This is a genomic window from Jannaschia maritima, from assembly GCF_030973515.1.
GTDB lineage: Bacteria > Pseudomonadota > Alphaproteobacteria > Rhodobacterales > Rhodobacteraceae > Jannaschia > Jannaschia maritima.
The window spans coordinates 18,522-40,447 of the sequence record NZ_JARGZA010000020.1 but is presented as its reverse complement, the minus strand read 5'-3'; the positions used below and the strand labels follow the sequence as shown (position 1 = coordinate 40,447).

Below are 21,926 nucleotides of genomic sequence, written 5' to 3'. Positions count from 1 at the left end.
GGCCTGCGCGGGCCGGACCGCTCAGCGCCGCAACGTCACGACCGCCATGCCCACGCCCGCACCCGCCGCGGCGGCCTCCTCCAGCACGCGGGGCAGGAGGGCCGCCGCGTCCGCCGATCCTTCGGCGGCGGCCAGGGACAGCAGCGGATCGGGCGACGCGACCGCCAGCACGATCTGCGGGCCGGGACGCGTGCCGTCCTCGGACAGCGCGAAGTCGAACAGCGCCGATCCATCCGGCTGTGCGCGCAGCCGTTCCGACAGGTCGATCACCTCGCCCGTCGCGGCCACCAGGGCCAGCCACGTCGTCCGCCCGCGCAGGTCGGCGACCCGGCCCAGGACCCCCTCCGCCGGACGCACCTCCGCCACGTCCAGGGACACGACGGGGTCCGTCGCCCCGCGGCCCTGCAACCCCGTGACAAGGTTCAGGGCCATGCACTGGGCATCGGTGACGATGACGTCGACCGTGTCCATCCCGCCCCGGAGGTCCGACGTGTCGATCCCCGACAGGTCCGGCAGGGAACCCCTGTCGGTCGCCGCGCGAAGGACCGTGCCCGCCATCGGCCCGGACGCCACCCGGTGCGCGAGCCGACAGGGGGCGTCCGCCGCGATGGAGGCCAATCGTCCGTCCAGGCTGTCGAGGTCGGGGGGCGGCAGCGGCGGCGACCGGGGCACCTCGGCGGGTCCAATCGCCGCCGTTTCCTCTGCCGGGGCAGCGGAGTCGTTCTGGAACCACCACCATCCCAGCCCCCCGCCCCCCATCACCAGCGAGGCGGCCACCAGCCAGACGGGCACCCCGCCCCCGGGTGCCTGCGAGGCGGGGGCGGGGGGGTCCGGCTCGGGCGCGCGCTGGCCAAGGGGCGCCGCACCCAGACCGGACAGATCGCCGTCCTCCTCCGACCGCGGGGACCCCTGCCCCGGGGGGCGCGCGAGGATCACGCCGCCCACCGCATCGCCACGGGCCGCGTCGTCCAAGCGACGCAGGACCGCGGCCATGTCGGCGGGACGGTCGGCGGGCGCGGGCGCAAGCATGGCGGCCAGGACGGACGGAAACGGGTCGGGCACACCGTCGAGATCGGGGATGCGCGCGCGGGCGTCGCGTGCCGCGTCCTCCGTCCGCCCCATCGGCAGGGGGGTGCCGCGCAGCACCGCGGCCATCAGCAGCGCCAGGCCGTACACGTCGGTCCAGGGACCCACCGCGCCGTCGTGCAAGCCCAGTTGCTCCGGGGCGACATAGCGGAACTTGCCTGCGAAGCGGCCGGCCAGCTTCCCTTCACCCAGCTCCTCCGCCGATGCGATGCCGAAGTCGATGAGGGTGGCCCGCTCCAGCGCGCCGCCGCGCAGCATCACGTTGTCGGGCGACAGGTCCCGATGGACGACGCCCCGTCCGTGCGCCTCGTGCAGGGCCCGCGCCAGGCGGACCATGACCTGGCGCGCCGCCTCCGGCTCCAGGGGGCCCCGCTCCCCGACGTACTCCCCCAGGGTGGGCCCCTCGATCATCTCGGTCACGAGGCAGTACCGGCCCGTCGGCCCGTGCCGGAAGCTGTCGAGATACCGGACGATCGCATCGTTGCTCAGACCGAAGAGGATCCGGGCCTCCCGGCGGAACAGGGACACGACGGTGTCGTCGCGGGTCTGCTGCGGGTGGATCATCTTCACCGCCACGCGGTTGCCGGTGAACAGGTGGACCCCCTCGTACACCTCGCCCATCCCGCCCTCGCCGATGCGGCGATCGATGCGGTAGTTGTCGTTCAGGACGCTGCCCACCACGATGCCGTCGTCGCGCGGCGTGCCGCGTCCGGCGCCGTCGGTGACCACGACCGTGCGGTCGCCATCGGAAGGAGGCGGCGCGTCCTCGTCCGACGGCGCGGCCATCAGGGCAACCCGGCGGTCCAATAGGACCCGGTCCGCACCACCAGCACCGTGACGTTGTCGCGCGCGCCGCGGTCCAGCACTTGCGCGACCAGGGCCCGGCACGTCGCCGCAGCGTCGTCGCCACCCGCCGCCAGCATGTCGGCGATGTCCGCGTCGTCCATGTGCTCGGTCAAACCATCGGAGCAGAGAAGGAACAGATCGTCCGACAGCAAGTCGCCACGCACCCAGTCGCAGCGCAGCGCCTCGCCGACGCCCACCGCGCGCGTGATGACGTTGCGACGCGGCCAGGTGGCGGCCGCTTCCGGCGGAAGGCGGCCGGCATCCAGCAGATCCTGCAGTTCCGTATGGTCGCGCGTCATCCCGTGCAGCGCGCCGCCGCGCCACAGATAGGCCCGACTGTCGCCCGCCCAGCCCAGCGCATAGGTCCCGTCCGAGATCAGCAGCGCGACCAGCGTTGCGCCCACCGTCGCGTCCAGTCGGTCGGCATGGTCGCGGACGTCGGCATGCGCCTGATCCATCCGGTCGGCGAACCGGGCCTGCAGGTCGTCCAGGGACGTCGCGGGGCCGACGGTCGCCGCCAGCGCGACGATGCGCTCGGACGCCCAGTCGCCGGCGCGGTGCCCTCCCATGCCGTCCGCCACGAGGAAGACGCCCAGGTCGGGACGCGACAGGGCCGCGTCCTCGTTCTGCGTGCGCACGCGCCCGGTATCCGTGGCGAAGGCGGCGTCCAGGATTTCAGCGTCAGGCATCGCGCACCAACCCCGTCAGCCAGCCCAGCCCATCCACGCCGGGCAGGCCCGTGTCGCACCAGACCGCCCCCTCGGTCCAGACGTAACTGCGTGCGCCGGCGGCGGCGGCATAGTCTGCCGCCGCCACGTCGAACAGCAACCGGTCGGACGCACCGTCCCCGCGCGCGGCCCAGACCGCCGCCGCGGGGGGATCCGCCCGAACGGAGGCCGCCATCGGGGCCGGGCCGTCCATCAGCAGCGTGTCGATCAACGCGTCCAGGGCGTCGTGCCGGTCCCGATCGGCGTCCAGCGTGGGCGGTGCTGCGGCACCGGGGGCCATCGCGACGATGGGATAGCGTCGTCCGACCCGGTCGCGCGATGGAGCGACCACGCCCGCCCAGGGTCCGCCCGCGGCCACGTGGGACCCCAGCCAGAACCGCAGGCGGGGCATGGCGTCGAACCGTGCGGCCCAATCGCCGCCCACCCGATCGCGCATTTCTGCCAAGGTGCCGTCCAGCCAGGCTGAGACCGCGTCACGCACCGCGTCGGACAGGCCGGAATGGACGAAGTCACCCCGCGCGGGCAGCTTCCCGAACCACCCGGCGCCGTCCGGCCAGGTCAGGGTCAGTCCAGGGCTTGCGGACATTCGAACTGCCGGATCTCAGGCATGGTGAAGGGGTTGTCGATGGCGTTGATCGTGAAGTCGTAGGTGATGTCCCGCCCGCCGATCATGAAGGTTGCCCGCATCGTGTCGCCCTGCCTGCGCCGGGCCTGCGCCGCGTCCAGCAACTGCATGAACGTCCAGGCGGAGCCGGTGAAGCCGATGGTCGATGGACGGCCCAGGTCGGGCGCGATCTGAAGCGCGGTGGCCTTGCCCTCACCGGGCCAGACGACCGTCTTTGGGATCTCGTACCGTACGGTCGGCACGCGCTGGTCGTTGATCATCAGAACGGCCGATTCGATCGTGGAATGGTTGTCGACCTGCTGGATCGCGATCTCGACCGATGGCTGCTGCCCGCCCCCAGGGAAATATGCCTGCCGGATCCGCTCCGCCCGTTCGAACTGCTTCAGCGCGGCGGGGGACAGGCGGTCCGCCAGGGGCGAGTCCGCGCGGTAGGCCAAGCCGTCGGCGGTCCGCTCGACATAGGGCGCGAGATACTCGGTGAAGAAGCTGTCCATCTCGCCACCCGGGCCGAAGAACGCGCTGAAATCCGCGATGGACAGCGACCGCGGACTGTCCGCGAACGGATAGGCGCTGGTGATGACGTCCCGACAGCGGAACACGATGCGGTCCTGCAACGCGCGGTTCATCGTCGCGAGGTTCGCATCGGTGGCGCCCTGGCGGAAGTCGGCTTCCGCTTCGTTGACCAGCGACGCGACCTCCGTGGGCAGCTGGCTGTTGTAGCGCGTCAGTTCGTTCAGGATCTGCGGCAGCAGGACGGCGGCCTGCTCGGGACTGGTCTGTCCGCTGTTCAACGTGCTCCAGACGCGTCCCAGGTTGCCCAGCACGGCGTCGATAGGACGCTGACCCGCCTGCCCCTCCATCAGGACGTGCCAGGCGGCGAAGTTGGCCTCGATCTGCTCGATGGGCCCGATCACGCCGTCCTCCGACGATCCGCCACCCGCCCGCTGGCCGGACTTCTGGCTGCGTGTCAGCGCGTCGAGCAGGATCCGCTGCACCCCGCCGGTGCGCGACCGGAAGCGGTCGAAGACCTGGCCGCCCGCATCCGCTGCGACGCCGTCCAGATTGCCCGATGCCAAGGCGGCCGGGTCCAACTGATCGAGGCCGTCAAGCTCGGCGGTCAGGCGCGTCTCGTCGGCGACCGATCGGACCAGTCCCAGCAGGGGCGACACCAACTCGCCCGCCAACAGGCCCAGCGCCTCGTAGCGGGGGGCGTCGGCCACCATCGAGACCAACGACAGGTTGCCCAGCACCGCGGTCCAGGCATCCAGGTGCTCGCGTCGATATCGATCCAGGAGGGTCCGGTCGAGCGACTGCATCCGCGCCTCGAACTCGGCCCCGGCATCGGTTTCGCCCAAAACCCATTGGTCGGCCCGCAAGCGGTCCGCGACCTCGTCGAGGGAGGGATAGAAGTAGGACCAGAACCCTTCGTAGGTGTAGAGGGCGCCCACCCTCTGCGTAGTAAGATCCGCGCCGTCGCGGGTCGCGAAGACCCGGTCGGCGCTGGCACCCGCGGCCTCCAGCAGGGACCAATCCGGAAGGCCCGACGTGGCCGCGCCATCGGCGACGAGCGCCCAGGCCTGTTCGGCGGGGGTCAGCTGCGCGATGGCGTCGCGCGCCAACTCGACGGTACGGGTGTCGATCTCGACCCGGCGGGTGCGGTCGTCGTCCAGGTCCAGCATGGCGGTCAGATGCGCCCGCAAGCGCTCGCGCACGTCCAGGCCCGCCCGACCGTCATAGGCATCGATCCACACATCCTCGAACCAGGCGAGGATCGCGGCGTCGTCGGTCACGGCACCCTGTCCGCCGAGCAGCAGATAGACCTTCAGGGCGCGATAGATCTCCGTCGTGTCGCCGCGGGTGGCGATCAACGGGATCTCCCGCTCTAGAGCCAGGATCAGGCGGGGGCGCAGCATGCCCTCCAGCGCGTCGGCATAGGCATCCGTGGCGGCCGCGTTCAGACGGTCGCGCTGTCCGAGGCCCAGCCCTTCCCAGACGGGGGCGTCGTCGTCCAAGCCATAGCCCGCGGGCACGGTCGCCAAGTCGTCCAGCAACGGTAGGACCCCCAGCAGGTCCGGATCCGACACGACCGTGCGGTCGATCTCCGCGGCGGCGGCACGGCCATAGGCTGCCGCCTCCGCCCGGGCGACGGACACCAGTTCCGCGTTGCGCCAGTACGAATAGCCCAGCGCCCCCAGACCGCCCAGGGTAACGACCGCGATGGCCGACAGCGCGGTGCCGCGCAGCAGGGCCGCGCGGCGGACGGCCCTGCGGTCGTGGCCGACCCAGTCGCGTTCAGCGAAGATCACCTTCTCCAACAGGTCGCGCAGGAAGAACGACTTGCCCCGGCCCGACAGGAATCCGGCGCCCAGCAGCGGCTCGGGTCCCGCGTCGATGGCGCCCAGGACCTGGTCGATGGGCGTCCCCTCCTGCGTGCCCGACGCGAAGTAGAAGCCCCGCAGGATGGCGTTCGATGCGAAGCGCGTCGGCTCGAACACGCGGCGCAGGAACTCGGCGACCCCGTTTCTAAGGCCCATCATCTGACCCGGCAGGCCGAAGATGGCGATGCGGCTGATGCCGTCGGGCTCCTCGTTCAGACGGTCGGTCACCTCCTCCGACAGGCGCTGGACCAGGTCGTCGAACGCGGTCGGCACGCCTTCGTGGGTCAGGGCGTCGCGGTCGCGGACCTGGAAGGTATGACCCCAGACGGCCTCGCGCCGGGACTGGCCGAAGCTGGCGAAGTATTCGCGGAATCCCGCGATCAGATCCGCCTTCGTGAACAGGACATAGACGGGGAAGTCTATCTTCAACGTCTCGTGCACCTCGGCCAGGCGGGCGCGGACCGTGTCGGCATGGCGCGCGACGACACCGGGCTCGCCCGCGATCAGGTCGTCGAGCGGAATGGCGACGATCACGCCGTTGATGGGCTGCCGGGGGCGCGCGCGCTTCAGCAGATCCAGGAACGCCTGCCACGACGCGCCGTCCGTGGCGGCATCGCTGTCCTGCGTGGTATAACGCCCGGCCGTGTCGATCAGGACCGCGTCTTCCGCGAACCACCAGTCGCAGTTGCGCGTGCCGCCGAACCCTTCGATCGGGGCGCCGCCACGGGCCAGGGGGAACTCGATGCCCGAATTGGCCAACGCGGTCGTCTTTCCCGCCCCCGGCGGCCCGATGATGACGTACCACGGCAGGTCGTACAGGTACGTGGCGCCCCCCGCCTTGCGCAGGGTGCCCAGCGCGTCCTGCATGCGTTCCGCCAGGACCTTGCCGTCGCCCACGGGCGCATCCGGGACGATCGCCGATTCCAGGGCCTTCGCGGCGCGGCGGCGGCGCAGATAGCGGACCAGCGCGATCAGGAGGATCACGCCCACGATCACCCCGATGCAGGTCAGCCGGAACCAGAGCGACGCGAGCAGCGGCAGGCCCGTCATGGGACCGCCGAACCAGATTCCCGCGATCAGGGCGATCAGGCCCAGGATCGTCAGGACCCAACGACCCCAAGACGACCGGAACGCCTTGCGGAACCAGCGGCGCATCATTGGAACGTTCCTTCCCGGGCGATCAACACCTCCACCCGGCGGTTCTGGGCCCGCCCTTCGGGCGTGGCGTTGTCGCCGATCGGGTCGGCCTCGCCCCGTCCTTCGACCGCGATGCGGGACGGATCGGACAGGCGGGCGCGGAGCAGGTCGGCGACGCCCTCCGCCCGGGCGACGGACAGGTCCAGATTCGTCTTGTACCGTCCCCGCCCGGATGGCGGCACGCTATCGGTATAGCCCAGGACGCGGACGGGGCCGCCTTCGGCATCCAGGACCTCTGCGATGCGGTCGGCCAGGGGCGCGAAGTCCTCGCGCACGTCCGAACTGCCGGAATCGAACAGGAGCAGGTTGCCGACCCGCACGAAGATGAAATCGCCCTTGGTGCCGACGTCGACCTGCCCCGCCTCGATCTCGGGCGCCAGCGCCGTGCGGATGCGGTCGAGTTGCGCCACCTCGGCCGGGGCGACGAAGGGTTGCGCGGCGGGTCCTCGCTCCAACGTCACGGGCGTGTCGGCGTGCAATCCATAGAGCGTGTCGGCCACCGCCCAACCCTGGCGGTTCAGGAGCGTGGACAACGTCGCGAAGAAGGCGACCAGCGCCGCCAGGGCCAGGCCCGCGATGGCCCAGACGGGAATGGCGGCGAACAGGCGCCTGCCTTGCAGCACCACGGGTGCCCAGACCGGGCTGATGTCCTCCGGCGGGCGAGGCCGGACGCGCCGCAACGTCTCGTAGATCGAGCGCCGCACCCGGGCCAGCGCGTCGGCGCCGCCCGGACGAGTACGGTATTCCCCCTCGAAGCCCAGCGACAGGCAAGCCAGGATCAGTTCCAGCAGGTCGTAATGCTCCGCCGGGGCCTGCATCGCCTTCTCCGTCTCGTGGAAGATGCCGACGCCGGTATCGCGCGTCCCGAACATACGCGCGGCCATCGAATACTCCGCCCAACGGCCCCGATCCGCACCCGGCAGGTTCTGCACGATGTCGTCGGCGGTGCCCGCCAGGATGTACTTCGCCACGCGGGCCTGGAGATCGGGGACGCCGGCGGACCGAACCTGGCGTTCGAACCCCTCGATCTGGTGATAGACATGCTCCATCAGGGGACCGGCCTGCATGTCGACCAAGCCGGTCCGCAGGCGGCCCAACAGGATCAGCAGGGGTGCGGCGGCGGCCACGAGCCGGTTGGACGACGCGCCCTCGCCCAGGGCGGGCGCGCGCAGGGCGTCCGACAGGGCGATCCGGGGAGCGGCGGCGCGGGTGACGGGACGTTCGCGCGGGGACAGGTCGGGGAACAATTCGCCCCCGCCGGATCCCATCGGACGACCCAGACCCCCATCGGGGCCGTGCGACAGACCGGCCCCCATGCCACCGCCGAACCGGTCCCCGGATGCCGGCGGCACGACGGCATGGCGCGGGGTCGCGGGCGGCGGACGGCGCGGGGTCTGTGGTGCGGCGGGTCGCGCGCCCAACCAGGTGTCGTCGCGCCCCGCGGAAGCCGACCGCGGCCCGGACCCGCCGCCGATGATCGTACGGTCCTGCGGTTCGGGCGCATCGGCGGGCCGCGGACCGCGCCCGAACGGATCGGCCTGCGGCTCCCGGCGTGGCGGCACGGCGCCGCCGATCACGGTGCGGTCGTCGTCGTCGTCCGCAGATGCCACGTCAACCGCCCCCCGGAATGGCCCAGAGGTCGAGCGACAGCTCCGGCCAGTCGCCCGCAAAATGCATCCCGATCGCTGGCGCTGTCGAGAATTCCGCCCACATCGGAGATTGCTTATCAATCAGGAAGTAGACGTTCGACGGCACGACGCGGATGTGGCGCGGCGGGTTGGGCAGGTGGACAAGCGGAATGCCTGGCAAGTTGTTGCGCACGATCTCGGACATGCGCGTGTTGGGACCGACCTTGGCCAGTTGCGGGAACCGGGACTGTACCTCCGACATGGGTTTGGCGCTGGCCACCTCCACCACGAAGTCGGCGCTGCGGAACAGCGCGCGGTCGGCGACCTGCGCGATATAGCTGTTGTCGCGCACCTGCCGCAGGTCCAGCCGCACCGCGCGGCCGACGTCGCGCGACAGCGACCGCTGGATGTCGGCCACCACCGGCCGCAACGCCAGATGCGGCGCGGCGTGGTCGTAGGTCGGATAGTCCTGCGCCCGGCGTGCGCCTCCGTCGAAGGTCGCCAACTCGCCCGCCAAGCCGACCAGGCGGCGGAACAGATCCTCCGGGTGGATGGCATGGACGCCCGCCATGTGGCGCAGGACGCCGATCTCCCGATTGAGGATCATCAGCAGCAGATAGTCGTTGGCCTGCATCCCCCCGCCCGCGCTGGGATCGGCGGCATAGCGGGCCAGCGAATCGAGCTTCGCCTCTATCCAACCGATCACCCTGTCGAGATAGCCGGTCAGCACTGGATGGGCCGCGAGCACCAGGGCGGGGGGCGGGACCGCGTCGTCGACGCTGACCACGCCGTCCCGGACCTCGGTGATGCGGGCCAGGGCCAGGCATTGATAGCCGGGGCGCGGGGTCTCGCGCACCGTCAGCTCCAGCCGGGGTTCCGCGATCTCGATGACCTGTTCGGATCGGGCGGCGGCCGCGTCGTCGACCACCGTCTCGACGGCCAGGCGATAACGCGCGGTCGCGCCCTCCTCGTCGGGGCCGACCTCGCGGCCGTTCTGGGCTCGTTCGGGAAGGGTCAGCCAGACGAAGGATCCGGCCGCGTCGTCGGGAACCGCGACCGGCAGGGGCAGCGCGGCCATGGCGGGCGCGTCGAAGGCCAGGCCGTCGGGCATCGCCCCGGCCACGCGCCGCAGGCCGGCCTTGCCCTGCTGCATCAGGTCCCGGTCGAGGGCCATGTCCGAGATGCCCCAGGGATAGGGCCGGGCGTGGCGCAGGCGAGCGTCCAGCATCGCGAGGACGTGCCGGTCCGCCTGCTGCAGGTGGTGCGGCTGCAGGAACAGGCCTTCGGACCAGGCGACCTTGCTATAGAGCGACATCGCCCCTCCCTCCGTTGCCCATAGGGCCGAACGGCCCCCGGCCCGGCGCCGTGCCGCCCCTCAGAATTGCCAGCGTACCTGCGCGGTCAAGGCCAAGCCGTCCAGCGAAGACCCGGTGCGATAGTCCAGGCGCGCCGCCGCGTTGAACTGTCGACCCCGTGTCCCGTCCAGGATCCGGACATAGTTCACCCCGGCACTGATCTCGCCGTAATCGCCCAACGGCGCGGACGACAGCGATTGCGGTGCGTCCGGCGCGGTCGCCACCGTGAACCGCGAGTCCAGATCGTCCGTGAAGTCGCCGTAATAGGTGGCCGTCCCGAACACGTTCAACAGCGACCGGCCCGACGCGGCGATCCGCGTCTTGGCGACGGTCGCACCCGCGAAGCCCAGCTTCTGGGTCTGCCCGTCCACGTCCAGCCGCGAGCCGTCGTCGAACGTCAGCGTCCCGCCCGAGTTGCGCGTGACCGAGAAGCCGACCGTCGGGACCAGCGACCACCCGTCGGCGGGCAGCGTGAACGCCCGGCTGACGGACCCGCTGAGCGTGACGCCATCCGTGTCGAGGGTACGGTCCGTCAAGGCCAGGCCAGCGGGGTTGTCGAACGTGAACGACGTATCTTCGTATCGCAGTTGCAGGTCGCCCGACCACGCCCCGCGGACCAGCGCCGCGTAGAGACCGGCATAGAGCTGGTCGATCTCCCCCTCCGTGCGGGAGGTGACGGTCGAGGTCTGGGTGTTGGTCGCAACGTCGAATGCCAGCACCGGCTGCGACGTCGTCGCGCGATTGTACCCCGCGATCGCGCCCAGCGCGACGTCGAAGCCCCGCACCGCGCCCTGGAAGCAAGCGAAGTCGCCGCCGAGCTGAACACCTTGGAAGTCCGCCTCGATGGTCGAACCGAGGGTCGCGCCGCCCGACGTCGTCGATCCGCTCGCATCGGCCGAGCCGACTTGGCCACGCGACCACAGCCCGGCACCGCAGGGACGCTCGTCCTCCACCGCCAAGCCGACCACGAAGGGGGAGCTCGGTCGGTTGATCAGGCTGCCGACCAGCGACTGCGTCAGCGCGACGTTGCCCGCGATCCCCGCGATCTGCGGGTTCAGCAGGCTTTCGAGGGTAAGGCCGGCGGCGCGCTGGTTCAAACGGAACACCAAGCGGTTCGCGGATGGAAGCGGCGAGCTCAGATCGAAGGCGGCGTCGTACGCGTTGTCCGTCCGATCGGAATCGACGTCGATCAACAGCACCTCCCCCACGGGGGAACCCTGGATCAGCGTGTCCTGGTCCTGGAGGGCCACCAGGAAGCGACCCGTCGTGGCACCGCCGCGCACGACGATCCGGTCGGTCGCGCCATCGGCCAGGTCCGTATCCATGCGCAGGATCGTGTCCTCGCCCGTCAGGCTGCCCACGGTCAGGCGACCGTCCGCGCGACCGTCCTGCATCGTGATGGTGCCCGGTCCCGACACTGTGCCGTCGACCCGTCCGCCGCCGCGTGCGACAAGCGCGCCGCCCGCGAGGGCCAGATCGCTGGACAGGCGCGCGTCAGTGGCGGCCTGTCCGGGTCCGGGTGCGTCGGCCACGTCTGCCAAGCTGCGGATCGCCTGGGTGCCGCCCAGGGTCAGCACGCCCCCGGAGGACAGGTCGGTTCCCGTGGTCGTCAAACGCGTTCCATCGCCTACAAGCACGTCGCCGTCGCCCGAAAGCGTGCCGTCCACCCTGAGGTCGCCCGTGAGGGCCATCAGATCGTCGTTGTCCACGACGCCGCCGATGATCCCCTGTGCCCGCAGCGTCGCGGCGTTCGCCACAGCGCCATCGATGCGACCCGTAAGCGTCAGAGTCCCGGCGTCGTTCCGGACGTCCGCGGCACCCAGGCGTCCGCTCACGGACGTCGTTCCACTGTTGGCGAAGGTCGACAGGCCCGTCACCTGTCCGGTGATGGCCAAACCCCGCGTCGGATCAGCCTGCGACGCGGTGGCGGTGTTGCGCAACGCGTTGCCAGCGCCGTCGATCGTTGCCGATAGGGTAGCGGAGCCACCGTTGGTCAGGTCCCCCGCCAGCGCCTGGTTCCGCGACAGGGTCAGAGTGCCCGCGTTTCCGACGGCCCCTCGAAGGATCGCGCCGCCGCCAGTTTGGGAACCGGCCTGCAACGCGATGGTGTCCGCCGACAGGGTCACGTTGCCGTCCACGACACCCGAACTGGTGAGCGTCGCGGCGGGCGTGCCCGTCAGGTCGAGCGAACCCGTCCCTTCGATCCGCCCCGCGTTGATCACCGCGCCCGACCCGGCGACCGCACCCGTCAGTGACAGGGTGCCACCGGTCTGCACGTCGGTGGTCCCGGCAAGGGTCCCCCCCGCACCCGTCAGTGTGCCGCCCGCGACGGTCGTGGCCCCCTGGACCGTGCCCGCGGAGCGGAGGGCGGCGGTGCCGGCCTCCACGCGCAGGACCCCCACGGAGCCGGCCACGTCGACGTCGCCCAAGCTGGTGACGCCGCCCGTAACCGACCCTGTGGCCCCGACGTCCAGATCGCCGCCCGACAGCACCGACACGGTTCCCGCAAGGGTGCCCCCCACGTCGGCGGTGCCTCCCAGGGTCACGCCCGTGGCCGCGGTGCTGGCCAGACGGCCCCCATCCGCGATGGTCAGCGCGGTGCCAGCCTCCGTGGTGATGCCCGCATTCGCCGTAAGATCGCCCGCGCCGCCCACGTCCAACCGCGCCGCCCCCAGACCGCCCGCTGCCCGCTCGACGGTGATCGCGCCGGTGGCGGCGACCGTGCCCTCGACATCGGCATCGCCGCCCGCCTGCACGGTGGTCGTCCCCCCGACCGAGCCGCCGTTCAGCGTCAGCACGCCCGCGGTCGCGACGTTCCCCGCGATGGCCACCGCAGTATCCACGTCGCCACCGTCCTGCACCGTCAGGCCACCGCCGACCGATCCGCTCAGGAGGGACGTCTCGCCCGCGCTGGTCACGTCGCCCGCGATCGCGGCGTTCGATTCCAAGTCGCCACTGGTCTGGACCGATAGGGCGGCCACCTGCGCGCGGTCCGTCGCATCGCCGGATAGGGTGGCGTCGCCCGCGACCCGCAAGGTGCCGCCGACCGAACCGGTGCGGCCCAGCGTCAGGTCGCCCGTGATCGCCTCGATTCCCAGGTCGTTCGTGATCCTGCCGTCGATGACGCCGGCGCCGGACAGCGCGACCTCCCGGGCGGCGTTCAACGTGCTGCCATCCTCCACGGTCAGGGTGCCGCCATCCGCGTTCGTCAACGCCGCGGTGGGAGCCAGCGTCAGGGTCGCACCGTTCGACACGGTCACGTCGCCCGCGCCGGAAACGTCGCCTGCGACCGTGACGCCGCCCGTCACCGCGACCGCACCTGCGGGAAGCGCCCCGACGGGACCGGCGAGCGTCAGCGCACCATCCACGGCACCGTCCGACAAGGTCAAGTCGCCGCCCGCGCCGACCGTGGCGACGCCGATCCGCCCGGCGGAGGTGACGTCCCCCCCCGCGTTCACGACCAGCGTGCCCACGTTCACGTTGGCCCCCGAATTCGCCGCGATGGTCGCCGCACCCGCGACGGTGGGCGACCCGCCGACGGTCAACGTGCCATCGACCCGCCCGGTGGATGCGATATCCACCCGTCCGCCCGCCACCGCTTCGACGTCGCCCGTGACCTGACCGGCCAGGTCCGCCGTTCCGGCGACCGTGGCCGCGCCGGTATTCGCCAGCACGCCGTTCTGCTGTATGGTCAGCGTCGCGCCGGACCGGACGTCCAGCGCGGCGTTCGTGGTCGCGGCAGCGCCCCCCTGCACCGTGAGCGTACCGCCGTTCCCCACGTCCACGGCACCGTCCGCGGTCAACGCGCCGCCGCCGGCGACCGAAAGCGCGCCTGCGTTCCCCACGGCACCCGTCACGGTCGTGTTCCCCGCGACCGAGACCGTGCCCGTCACCGTCGTCGTGCCGCCCGCCGTCGTTCCCAGACCGGCCCCGAGGGCGCCCGCCGACAGGCCCAGCGTGCCCGAGTTCGCGACGGCCCCCGCGATGTCGCCCGCCGTGGTGGCCTGGCCCCCAGCCTCGTTGGTCAGGCCACCCGTCAGGATGCGCCCGTCCAAGCCCAGATCGAACACGCCGCCATCCGCGTTCGTGACCGTTCCCGTGACCGATCCGGTATCGGCGATGGTGAACGTGCCCGCGTTCGCGACGTCGCCGGTCAGCGCGCCGGCGCCGGTGACGTTCAGGATTCCCCGCGTGGCCGCGACCGTGTCGGCGTTCACGTCGAAGCCGTTCGTGGCCGTCATCGCACCGCCGACCGTCAGCGTGCCGTCGTCGACCGTCATGGATTGGACCGTGTTCGTCTGGCCGGCCCCCTGCGTCGGCTGCGGAATACCCGCGCCTTGGTCCAGCACCGCAGGGTTGCCGTTCGGCACGACGCCCGTCGACCAGTTGCCGTCCGTGTTGAAGTCGCCGTCGACGGCGCCGGTCCAGGTCGCGGTCTGCGCACCGGCGGACAGCGCGGTCAGGACGCAGGCCATCGCCGTGGCGGTGGACAGGGCGGCGCGGCGGGGATGCGGAAACGACAGGGGCACGGACGGGACCTCGGGCGGCGGGCTGCCACGATCTGGACAAGAAAAGCGCTTGGACGCGTCATTATCGTGACTGCATCCGCCCGCAAGGGCAACGGTCCGTTCGCGATCGGGAAACCGCAGGTCGACGGCGGGTCGTCGCCCTAGCGCGCGGCGACCGCCTCCATCGCCGCGGTCACGCCGCGCAGCGAATAGGTCCGAGCCCCGCCCGAGAAGGTGGCCACGGCCCGCCCGCCCCGGATCAGCGCCGATGCGACGGCGGGGGATAGCGTGCCGTTCACGGTGCGTGGTGCGCCCGGGACGCCGGGGGCTCCGGGGCGGGTCGGCACACCCAGGGGAACGCCGTCCACCGTCAGGGACAGGGGGCCGGGCCAGGTCATGTCTTCGTCGTACAGAGTCAGAAGCCAGCCCTCCGGCACGCGCTGCAATGTCATCCGCCCCGCGCCGATGCGCCCCTGGGCCCGCGGCCCCGCGTCCTGGACCAGACGGCAACCGCGCGATCCGCCCCCCTCGCAGATGGCCAGCCACGGCCCGAAATAGGCGCGCGCCCCGCCATGGGGGTGCTGGAACCAGTCCCGCGCCGCCACGGGTGCGGCCAGGGTCAGGGTCAACAGGACGGTCAGGACGAGGCGCATGCCACCCGACATGGGCCCCAATGGTTTACGAATTGGCAACGCGAAGCCGATGGCACGCTGGCTCGACGACGGGTCAACCGCCCCGCGCCGGTACTTGGCGCTCGATCCGCCCGAAGATCGCCACGATCACCCCGGCGATGCCGAGATAGATCAGGGCGAGCAACAGCAAGGGCTCGTAGACGATGAACGTGTCCGATCGCACCCGCGACGATACGGCATAGATCTCCACCATCGTGATCGTCGCGACGAGCGGTGTGGCCTTCAGCTGCAGCACAGTCTCACCGCCCAGGGTGGGCAGGACGTTGCGCACCGCCTGAGGCAACCAGACCCGCCGGAAGATCGTCAGCCGCGGCATGCCGAAGGCACGCGCGGCCTCCAACTGACCCCGGGCGACGTTGCGGAACGCGCCGCGCATGACCTCACCCTCGTATCCAGCGAAGGACAGCGTCAGGGCGAGCAAAGCATAGGGCCAGGCCTGCCGCAGGTACGGCCACAACTCGGACCCGCGGATCCAGGGAATCGTCGGGAAAAGCGACCCCAGGCCGTAATACAGGAACCAGATCTGCAGCAGAAGCGGCGTGCCGCGGATCACGGTGCAGAAGATGCGCGCAGGCCAGGCTAGGAACCACGGTCCCACCGCCTGCGCCAACCCGATCGGCACGGCCAGCAGGAAACCCAGCACCACGCTCGCCCCGAGCAGCCACAGCGTGCGCCATAATCCTTCGACGGCCAGGGGGGCATAGTCGGGAATCCAGTCCCAGCGCAGCGACACGGCGCACCAGAAAGCTAGACCAGCGAAGACGGCGGCGATCGCCAGCCGGTGCGGCATCAGCAGCGCCCGCCAAAGGGGGATGCTCACGCGCTGCCCCCGACCGGCGGCTGGCCTCGACGTGCCCATCGTTCCATGCGCGCGAAGACCACCCCGGACAGCAGCGTGACCAGCAGGTACAGCGCCCCCGCCGCCAGGAAGAATGTGAAATAGGCCCGGGTGCTCGCGGCGGCCTGTTGCGTTTCCAGCGTCAGCTCGCTGAACCCCACGATCGCGAGGAGCGCGGTATCCTTCGTGGCGATCAGCCAAAGGTTCGCCAATCCCGGCATCGCATGGCCCAGCATGGCGGGTACCGTGACCCGCCGCAGCACGGTCAGGGGCGGCATGCCGAAGGCGCGCGCCGCTTCCAGCTGACCTGGTGGCACCGCCTGGATCGCGCCGCGCAGGACCTCCGTCGCATAGGCGCCTTGAACGATGCCCAGCACCCAGATCCCGGCAGCCACGCCCGAAAGCTCAACCCGTCCGTATCCCAGCGCTGCCGCCGCCTGGTTCAGCAGGTCCGTGCCCACGTAGTACAGGATCAGGATGAGCACGAGTTCGGGAACCGCGCGGATCACGGTCGTATAGACCGCCAGCAGATCCCGCAGGATCACGCCGCCATAGAGCTTCCCGCAAGCCCCGGCCAAGCCGATCGCCAGCCCGAAGGCGAAGGCCCCCGCCGCGATCCGCAGCGAGTTCGCCAGCCCCCGGAGGAGGTTCGCCCCCCAGCCCGGCGGCTGGAGGGACAGGAGCGCCACGCTCTGGGTCAGGCCCAGCGCGTCCAGCAGTTCGGTCACGACGGGCGCTTACTCGGCATAGATGCTGGTGTCGAAGTAGCGCTCCGTGATTTCGGCATGGGTGCCGTCCTCCAGGATGCGGGCGATGCCCGCGTTCAGGGCCTCGCGCAGGGCGTCGTCCCCCTTGCGCACGCCCGCGCCCACGCCGCGGCCCAGGATCGCGGGGTCGTCCGCGACCGCGCCCTTGATCTCGCAGCACGCCCCAGCGTCGGAGCCGACGAAGTCCGACATCGCGATGCTGTCGGCCTGGATCGCGTCCAGGCGCCCCGCGACCAGGTCCTGGTTCGCGGCGTCTTGCGTCTGGTACACCCGGATCTCCGCATCGGCGAAGTACTCGTTCGCATAGGACTGGTGCGTGGTGGATGCCTGGACCCCCAGGATCTTGCCGGCGAGGGAATCGGGCGTCGGCTCGATGTCCATCGACGCGTCGGCGACGATCACCGCGGGCGTCCTGTAGTAGGCGTCCGTGAAGTCGATCGTCTGCATCCGCTCCTCCGTGATGGACATGGACGCCATGATCGCGTCGATCTGCCCGCCCGTCAGCGAGGGGATGATGCCGTCCCAGGCGGTGGGCGTGACCTCGCAGGTCAGTTCCGCGGCGGCGCAGACGGCCTCGATGACGTCGACCTCCCAGCCGGCCCAGGTGCCGGACGCGTCCCGCGATGCGAAGGGCGGATAGGGTTCGGCGGCGATGCCGATGCGCACCGCGTCCTGTGCGGCCAGGGGCGTGGCGGCGATCACGGCCGCCACGGCCAGAGCGATGGTTCTGTTCATGTTCGGTCTCCCGGTTGGTGTCGTCTTCGTCGTATGTCAGGCCACCGCGCCGAGGAACTGGCGCAGGCGAGCCGAACGGGGGCGGCCGAGGACGCGATCCGGCGGCCCCTCCTCCTCGATGCGGCCGTCCAGCAGAAAGACGACGTGATCCGCCACCTCCCGCGCGAAGGCCATTTCGTGGGTCACGATCAGCATGGTACGGCTCTCGGCCGCCAAGTCGCGGATCACGCCCAGCACCTCGCCCACAAGTTCGGGGTCCAGCGCGCTGGTCGGCTCGTCGAACAGCATGACGGACGGGTCCACGGCGAGCGCGCGGGCGATGGCGGCCCGCTGCTGCTGCCCGCCCGACAGGAAGGCGGGATAGGTGTCGGCCTTGTCGGCCAGCCCGACCCGGTCGAGCAGCGCCCGGGCCCGGGCCTCCGCGTCGCGACGGGATACCTTCAGGACGTGGATCGGCACCTCGGTCACGTTCTCGAGCAAGGTGCGATGGGTCCACAGATTGAAGGCCTGGAACACCATCGCCAGCCGGGTGCGGATCCGCTCGATCTGGCGGCGGTCGGCGGGGGCGCCGTCGGGGCGCACGGCCACGGGCTCGCCATCGACGACGATGCGGCCAGCGCTGGGCGTTTCCAGGAAGTTGATGCAGCGTAGCATGGTGGACTTGCCGGACCCGCTGCCGCCGATGATGGCCACGACCTCCCCCCGCCGGGCCTTCAGGGACACGCCCCTCAGCACCTCCAGCCCGCCGAACGACTTGTGGAGGTCCTGGACCTCCACAGCCACGGCGGCCTCGTGCGGATGTTCGGGTTCCATGGGTTGCGGATTAAGGCCTGCGCCGGATAATTGTTCAAGCGCCGAGTTAGGATGGTCCGATCGAATGCCTGCACCCGTCCCGACCGGATCCGCGCTCCACCTCGCCCCGCCGCGGGATCTGTGATGCGCCGCACGTCCATCATGGACCGGCTCCACGGTCTCGGCGGTGCCAAGTGGGAGGTGCACGCAGCCGCAAAGGCCCTCCAGACACAGGGGCGCGACGTGATCGAGTTGACGATCGGCGAACCCGACGTGCCCACCCCCGATGCGTTGGTGGAGATTGCGGTGGCCGCCATGCGCGCGGGCCGCACCGGCTATTCCGATGGGCAGGGGGAGGCGGGGCTGCGTGCGGCGCTGGCGGAACGCTACGCCCGTCGGACCGGGCGTCCGATCGGCCCGGACCAGGTGATGTGCTTTCCCGGCACGCAGAGCGCGCTGTTCGCCGCGATGGCAGGCATGGCGGAGAACGGGGACGCCGTGCTGGTGGGCGACCCGATGTACGCGACCTACGAGGGAGTGGTGCGCGCCACGGGGGCGACGATGATCCCCGTGCCGTTGCGTGCCGAACGGGGGTTCCGCATGGACGCCGCCGATCTGGACGCCGCTGCGACGCCCGACGCGCGTGCCGTCCTGCTGACCACGCCGCACAACCCCACGGGCGCGGTGCTGGCCGCGGACGACGTCGCAGCCATCGGCACGGTGGCGCGGGAGCGCGACCTGTGGATTCTGTCCGACGAGGTGTACGAGGATCTGATCTTCGACGGCGGCGCCTTCTCCTCGCCGCTGGCGCGGGCGGATCTGGCGGACCGGACCGTCGTCGTCTCGTCCATCTCGAAGTCCCATGCCGCGCCGGGGTTCCGGTCGGGCTGGTGCATCGCGCCCGCGCCCTTCGTCGAGGCGCTGCTGCCGGTGGTCGAGGCGATGCTGTTCGGCAACCAGCCGTTCATCGCCGACATGACGGAAGTCGCGATCCGTGACGGATCGAAGGTGGCCGTCGACATGCGCGACCGCTTCGCTGCCCGCGCCGCGCGGCTGGCCCAGCGCCTGGCGGGGGAGCCGCGGCTGCGCGTCCACCGCCCCGACGCGGGCATGTTCGTCCTGATCGACGTGCGCGGCACCGGCATGGACGGCACGGCCTATGCCCACGACCTGCTGCACAGGGGCGGCGTCGCGGTCATGCCTGGCGCGTCCTTCGGCACTGCGCTCGACGGATGGGTGCGCGTGGCGCTGACGGCCGGCGACGACTCCTTCGACGCCGGGATCGACCGCATGCTGCACCATGCCCGCGACATGCCGGTGGCCGCCGCATGACGACCGTCGGCGCGGCGCTGGCCGAGGGGCTGGCGGTGCGGGGCATTCAAGTCGCATTCGGCATTCCCGGCGTCCACACCGTCGAGATCTATCGCGGATTGGCCGCCTCCGGACTGCGTCACGTGACGGCCCGCCACGAGCAGGGAGCCGCCTTCATGGCCGATGGCTATGCCCGCGTGGCGGGACGTCCGGCGGCAATCTGCGTCATCACGGGGCCCGGCCTGACGAACGCGCTGACCGGCATGGCGCAGGCCCGGGCCGACAGCGTGCCGATGCTGGTCGTGTCGGGCGCGGGCGCGACAGCCGGCCTGGGCCGTGGCTTGGGCTATCTGCACGAGCTGCCCAACCAGCGCGCGCTGGCCGCGCAGGTCGCGCTCGCATCCGAACAGGTCGATGCGCCCGAAGATTTGGGGCCCGCACTCGACCGCACCATAGCGCCCTTCTCCACGGGGCGGCCCGGTCCCACGCACATCGCGGTGCCGCTCGACGTCGCGTCGATGCCCTGCCCGCCACTGCCCCTGCCGGCGGCCGTGGCGGTGCCGGAACCGGACGCCGCCACCGTGGTGCGGGCCGCGCGCTATCTATCCTCTGCCCGTGCGCCGGTGATCCTGGCGGGTGGCGGATGCCGCCGCGCTGCCGCCGCCCTGCGCGCGGTGGCGGAGGCCCTGGGCGCCCCCGTGGTGCAGACCGTCAACGCCCGCGGAACGATGCATGCCCACCCGCTCGGCGTTCCCGCCTCGCCCAGCCTGGGCGCCGTGCGCGCCCTGATCGAGGGGGCGGACGTCGTCCTGGCCGTGGGGACGGAGTTGGGACGCACCGACTTCGACATGTACGCGACCGGGACGATGCCGCGGATGCGGGGACTGGTGCGCATCGACCGTTGCGCCGACCAGTTGGTCCGCCACCCTGCCAAATTGGTCCTACACGCCGATGCAGGCGCGACGCTGGCCGCCCTGCGGCCCCTGTTGACCGGGCCCCCCGCCGCGAACGGGGCGGGTCGAGCCGCGGCCACGCGCGCTGCCGCCTGGGCCGAGATGGGGCCCGCCCTGCGGGCGGCATCCGACCTGCTCGGAACCCTGCGCGACGCGGTGCCCGGCGCGGTGATCGTCGGGGATTCGACGCATCCCGTCTATGCCGGCAACCTATTCTACGATCACGATCGGCCGGGGGGCTGGTTCAACGCGGCCACGGGCTTCGGTGCATTGGGCTATGCCATACCCGCGGCGATCGGCGCAGCGGTCGCCGACCCCGACGCCCCGGTGATCTGTCTGACGGGCGACGGCGGCGCGCAGTTCACCCTGCCCGAGGTGATGACCGCCGTGGACGAGCGCCTGCCGATCCTGTTCTTGGTCTGGAACAACCGCGGCTATGCCGAGATCGCGTCCGCCATGCGCGGCGCGGGCACGCCCGCGCTGGGCTGCGACCCCACGCCGCCCGACTTCGCCCACGCCGCGCGGTCCTTCGGCATCCCCCATGCCCTCGCCACGCCGGATTCGACGTCCCTGAGGCATGCGGTTGCAGCCTTGTCCCCACGCGACGGCCCCGCGATGCTGGAGATCGCGATCCCCGCCGCCCACCGATCCGACGAAGGTTCCTGATGTCCCATGCGACCCACTTCACCCGCGCCATCGTGCGTCGTCCCGCCGACAGCGCCGTGGACGGCCTGCGCGCGGAGGATATCGGTACGCCCGACCTGGGCGCGATGCGCGCGGACCACGCCGCCTATGTCGCCGCGTTGGAGGAGACGGGCGCTTCCGTCACCGTCCTGCCGCCCCTGCCCGCGTATCCCGATGCCCAATTCGTGGAGGATACGGCGCTGTGCCTGCCGCAGGGCGCCGTCCTGATGCGTCCCAGCGCGCCGTCGCGGGCGGGCGAGGTTGCGACGATCGAACCCGTGTTGCGGGATCATTACGAGACGGTCGTACCCTTGACCCGAGGTCGTATCGAGGGCGGCGACGTCCTGGTCAGCGCGCGCGAAGTCCTTGTCGGCCTGTCGGCGCGCACCGATACGGTCGGCGTCGCCGCCCTGCGTGCGGTGACCGAAGGCTGGGGTCATTCCGTGCGGGAGGTCCGGACGCCCGCCGGCGTTCTGCACCTCAAGACAGATTGCGGGCTGCTCGCCGACGACACGGTCCTGGCCACCGAACGGCTGGCCGCGTCGGGCTGCTTCGACGGCTACCGGGTCCTCCGCGTCCCCGCGGGCGAGGAGGCGGCCGCCAACTGCATCCGATTCAACGATGTCGTGATCATGCCCGCGGGCTTCCCCCGGACGGCCGAGATGCTGGACCGGGAAGGGTTCGCCATCGTCCCGATCGGCAACGCGGAATGCGCCAAGCTGGACGGCGGCATGTCGTGCCTGTCCTTGCGGTTCTGACGGACGGGGGCCATCGGCGTAGCGCCGCCCCGCGGGCCGGCGAGG

Annotated in this window: 15 protein-coding genes; 3 read left to right on the top strand and 12 right to left on the bottom strand. The window is 71.4% G+C overall.

Features of this window, described 5'->3' with window-relative positions; translation table 11 throughout:
- Positions 1 to 21 precede the first annotated feature (21 nt).
- The 12 genes from P0084_RS16085 to P0084_RS16030 form a co-directional block, all read right to left on the bottom strand.
- A complete protein-coding gene (locus P0084_RS16085) occupies positions 22 to 1,872 on the bottom strand; it encodes a serine/threonine-protein kinase (protein WP_308917899.1) in 1,851 nt (616 codons plus the stop codon).
- Positions 1,872 to 2,621, bottom strand: coding sequence for a PP2C family protein-serine/threonine phosphatase (locus tag P0084_RS16080; protein ID WP_308917898.1), 750 nt, complete (start codon positions 2,619 to 2,621; stop codon positions 1,872 to 1,874). Before P0084_RS16080 ends, P0084_RS16085 begins: the two co-directional genes overlap by 1 nt.
- Positions 2,614 to 3,246: a type VI secretion system-associated protein TagF gene (gene tagF, locus P0084_RS16075; protein ID WP_308917897.1), complete on the bottom strand. Its 633-nt coding sequence runs from the start codon at positions 3,244 to 3,246 to the stop codon at positions 2,614 to 2,616. Before tagF ends, P0084_RS16080 begins: the two co-directional genes overlap by 8 nt.
- A complete protein-coding gene (gene tssM, locus P0084_RS16070) occupies positions 3,225 to 6,821 on the bottom strand; it encodes a type VI secretion system membrane subunit TssM (protein ID WP_308917896.1) in 3,597 nt (1,198 codons plus the stop codon). Before tssM ends, tagF begins: the two co-directional genes overlap by 22 nt.
- Positions 6,818 to 8,470: a type VI secretion system protein TssL, long form gene (gene tssL / locus P0084_RS16065; protein WP_308917895.1), complete on the bottom strand. Its 1,653-nt coding sequence runs from the start codon at positions 8,468 to 8,470 to the stop codon at positions 6,818 to 6,820. The genes tssM and tssL overlap by 4 nt, the downstream gene beginning before the upstream one ends.
- Position 8,471: 1 nt before the next feature.
- Positions 8,472 to 9,803, bottom strand: a complete 1,332-nt coding sequence (gene tssK / locus P0084_RS16060; RefSeq protein ID WP_308917894.1) for a type VI secretion system baseplate subunit TssK — start codon at positions 9,801 to 9,803, stop codon at positions 8,472 to 8,474.
- 60 nt (positions 9,804 to 9,863) lie between these two features.
- Positions 9,864 to 14,372 carry a beta strand repeat-containing protein gene (locus tag P0084_RS16055; protein WP_308917893.1) on the bottom strand — a complete coding sequence of 1,503 codons (4,509 nt, stop codon included), beginning with the start codon at positions 14,370 to 14,372 and terminating at the stop codon, positions 9,864 to 9,866.
- A gap of 140 nt (positions 14,373 to 14,512) precedes the next feature.
- Positions 14,513 to 15,016, bottom strand: coding sequence for an invasion associated locus B family protein (locus tag P0084_RS16050; RefSeq protein WP_308917892.1), 504 nt, complete (start codon positions 15,014 to 15,016; stop codon positions 14,513 to 14,515).
- A gap of 61 nt (positions 15,017 to 15,077) precedes the next feature.
- Positions 15,078 to 15,902 carry an ABC transporter permease gene (locus P0084_RS16045; RefSeq protein ID WP_374213688.1) on the bottom strand — a complete coding sequence of 275 codons (825 nt, stop codon included), beginning with the start codon at positions 15,900 to 15,902 and terminating at the stop codon, positions 15,078 to 15,080.
- On the bottom strand, positions 15,860 to 16,609 hold the full coding sequence (locus P0084_RS16040; RefSeq protein WP_308917891.1) for an ABC transporter permease: 750 nt from the start codon (positions 16,607 to 16,609) through the stop codon (positions 15,860 to 15,862). The genes P0084_RS16045 and P0084_RS16040 overlap by 43 nt, the downstream gene beginning before the upstream one ends.
- 9 nt (positions 16,610 to 16,618) lie before the next feature.
- The gene (locus P0084_RS16035) at positions 16,619 to 17,383 is read right to left on the bottom strand and encodes a transporter substrate-binding domain-containing protein (protein WP_308917890.1); all 765 of its coding nucleotides are present in this window, start codon (positions 17,381 to 17,383) and stop codon (positions 16,619 to 16,621) included.
- A 36-nt stretch (positions 17,384 to 17,419) separates the two neighbouring features.
- Entirely contained in the window at positions 17,420 to 18,196 is a 777-nt protein-coding gene (locus P0084_RS16030) for an ABC transporter ATP-binding protein (RefSeq protein ID WP_308917889.1), read from the bottom strand.
- Between the two features lie 123 nt (positions 18,197 to 18,319).
- On the opposite strand from P0084_RS16030, the gene P0084_RS16025 reads away from it, so the two are divergent.
- From P0084_RS16025 to P0084_RS16015, 3 genes are read left to right on the top strand one after another with little or no spacing between them, the layout of a single operon-like run.
- Positions 18,320 to 19,507 (top strand): pyridoxal phosphate-dependent aminotransferase, encoded by a 1,188-nt coding sequence (locus P0084_RS16025; RefSeq protein ID WP_308917888.1) that lies wholly within the window; start codon positions 18,320 to 18,322, stop codon positions 19,505 to 19,507.
- Positions 19,504 to 21,105, top strand: a complete 1,602-nt coding sequence (locus tag P0084_RS16020) for a 5-guanidino-2-oxopentanoate decarboxylase (protein WP_308917887.1) — start codon at positions 19,504 to 19,506, stop codon at positions 21,103 to 21,105. The genes P0084_RS16025 and P0084_RS16020 overlap by 4 nt, the downstream gene beginning before the upstream one ends.
- Positions 21,105 to 21,881, top strand: a complete 777-nt coding sequence (locus P0084_RS16015) for a dimethylarginine dimethylaminohydrolase family protein (protein WP_308917886.1) — start codon at positions 21,105 to 21,107, stop codon at positions 21,879 to 21,881. The genes P0084_RS16020 and P0084_RS16015 overlap by 1 nt, the downstream gene beginning before the upstream one ends.
- The last annotated feature ends 45 nt before the right edge of the window (positions 21,882 to 21,926 follow it).

What these genes read in the sequence shown, in the direction of transcription:
- P0084_RS16085 (WP_308917899.1), bottom strand. Translation starts at nt 1,872, where the DNA reads ATGGCCGCGCCGTCGGACGAGGACGCGCCGCCTCCTTCCGATGGCGAC.
- P0084_RS16080 (WP_308917898.1), bottom strand. Translation starts at nt 2,621, where the DNA reads ATGCCTGACGCTGAAATCCTGGACGCCGCCTTCGCCACGGATACCGGG.
- tagF (WP_308917897.1), bottom strand. Translation starts at nt 3,246, where the DNA reads ATGTCCGCAAGCCCTGGACTGACCCTGACCTGGCCGGACGGCGCCGGG.
- tssM (WP_308917896.1), bottom strand. Translation starts at nt 6,821, where the DNA reads ATGATGCGCCGCTGGTTCCGCAAGGCGTTCCGGTCGTCTTGGGGTCGT.
- tssK (WP_308917894.1), bottom strand. Translation starts at nt 9,803, where the DNA reads ATGTCGCTCTATAGCAAGGTCGCCTGGTCCGAAGGCCTGTTCCTGCAG.
- P0084_RS16050 (WP_308917892.1), bottom strand. Translation starts at nt 15,016, where the DNA reads ATGTCGGGTGGCATGCGCCTCGTCCTGACCGTCCTGTTGACCCTGACC.
- P0084_RS16045 (WP_374213688.1), bottom strand. Translation starts at nt 15,902, where the DNA reads ATGGGCACGTCGAGGCCAGCCGCCGGTCGGGGGCAGCGCGTGAGCATC.
- P0084_RS16035 (WP_308917890.1), bottom strand. Translation starts at nt 17,383, where the DNA reads ATGAACAGAACCATCGCTCTGGCCGTGGCGGCCGTGATCGCCGCCACG.
- P0084_RS16030 (WP_308917889.1), bottom strand. Translation starts at nt 18,196, where the DNA reads ATGGAACCCGAACATCCGCACGAGGCCGCCGTGGCTGTGGAGGTCCAG.
- P0084_RS16025 (WP_308917888.1), top strand. Translation starts at nt 18,320, where the DNA reads ATGCGCCGCACGTCCATCATGGACCGGCTCCACGGTCTCGGCGGTGCC.
- P0084_RS16020 (WP_308917887.1), top strand. Translation starts at nt 19,504, where the DNA reads ATGACGACCGTCGGCGCGGCGCTGGCCGAGGGGCTGGCGGTGCGGGGC.
- P0084_RS16015 (WP_308917886.1), top strand. Translation starts at nt 21,105, where the DNA reads ATGTCCCATGCGACCCACTTCACCCGCGCCATCGTGCGTCGTCCCGCC.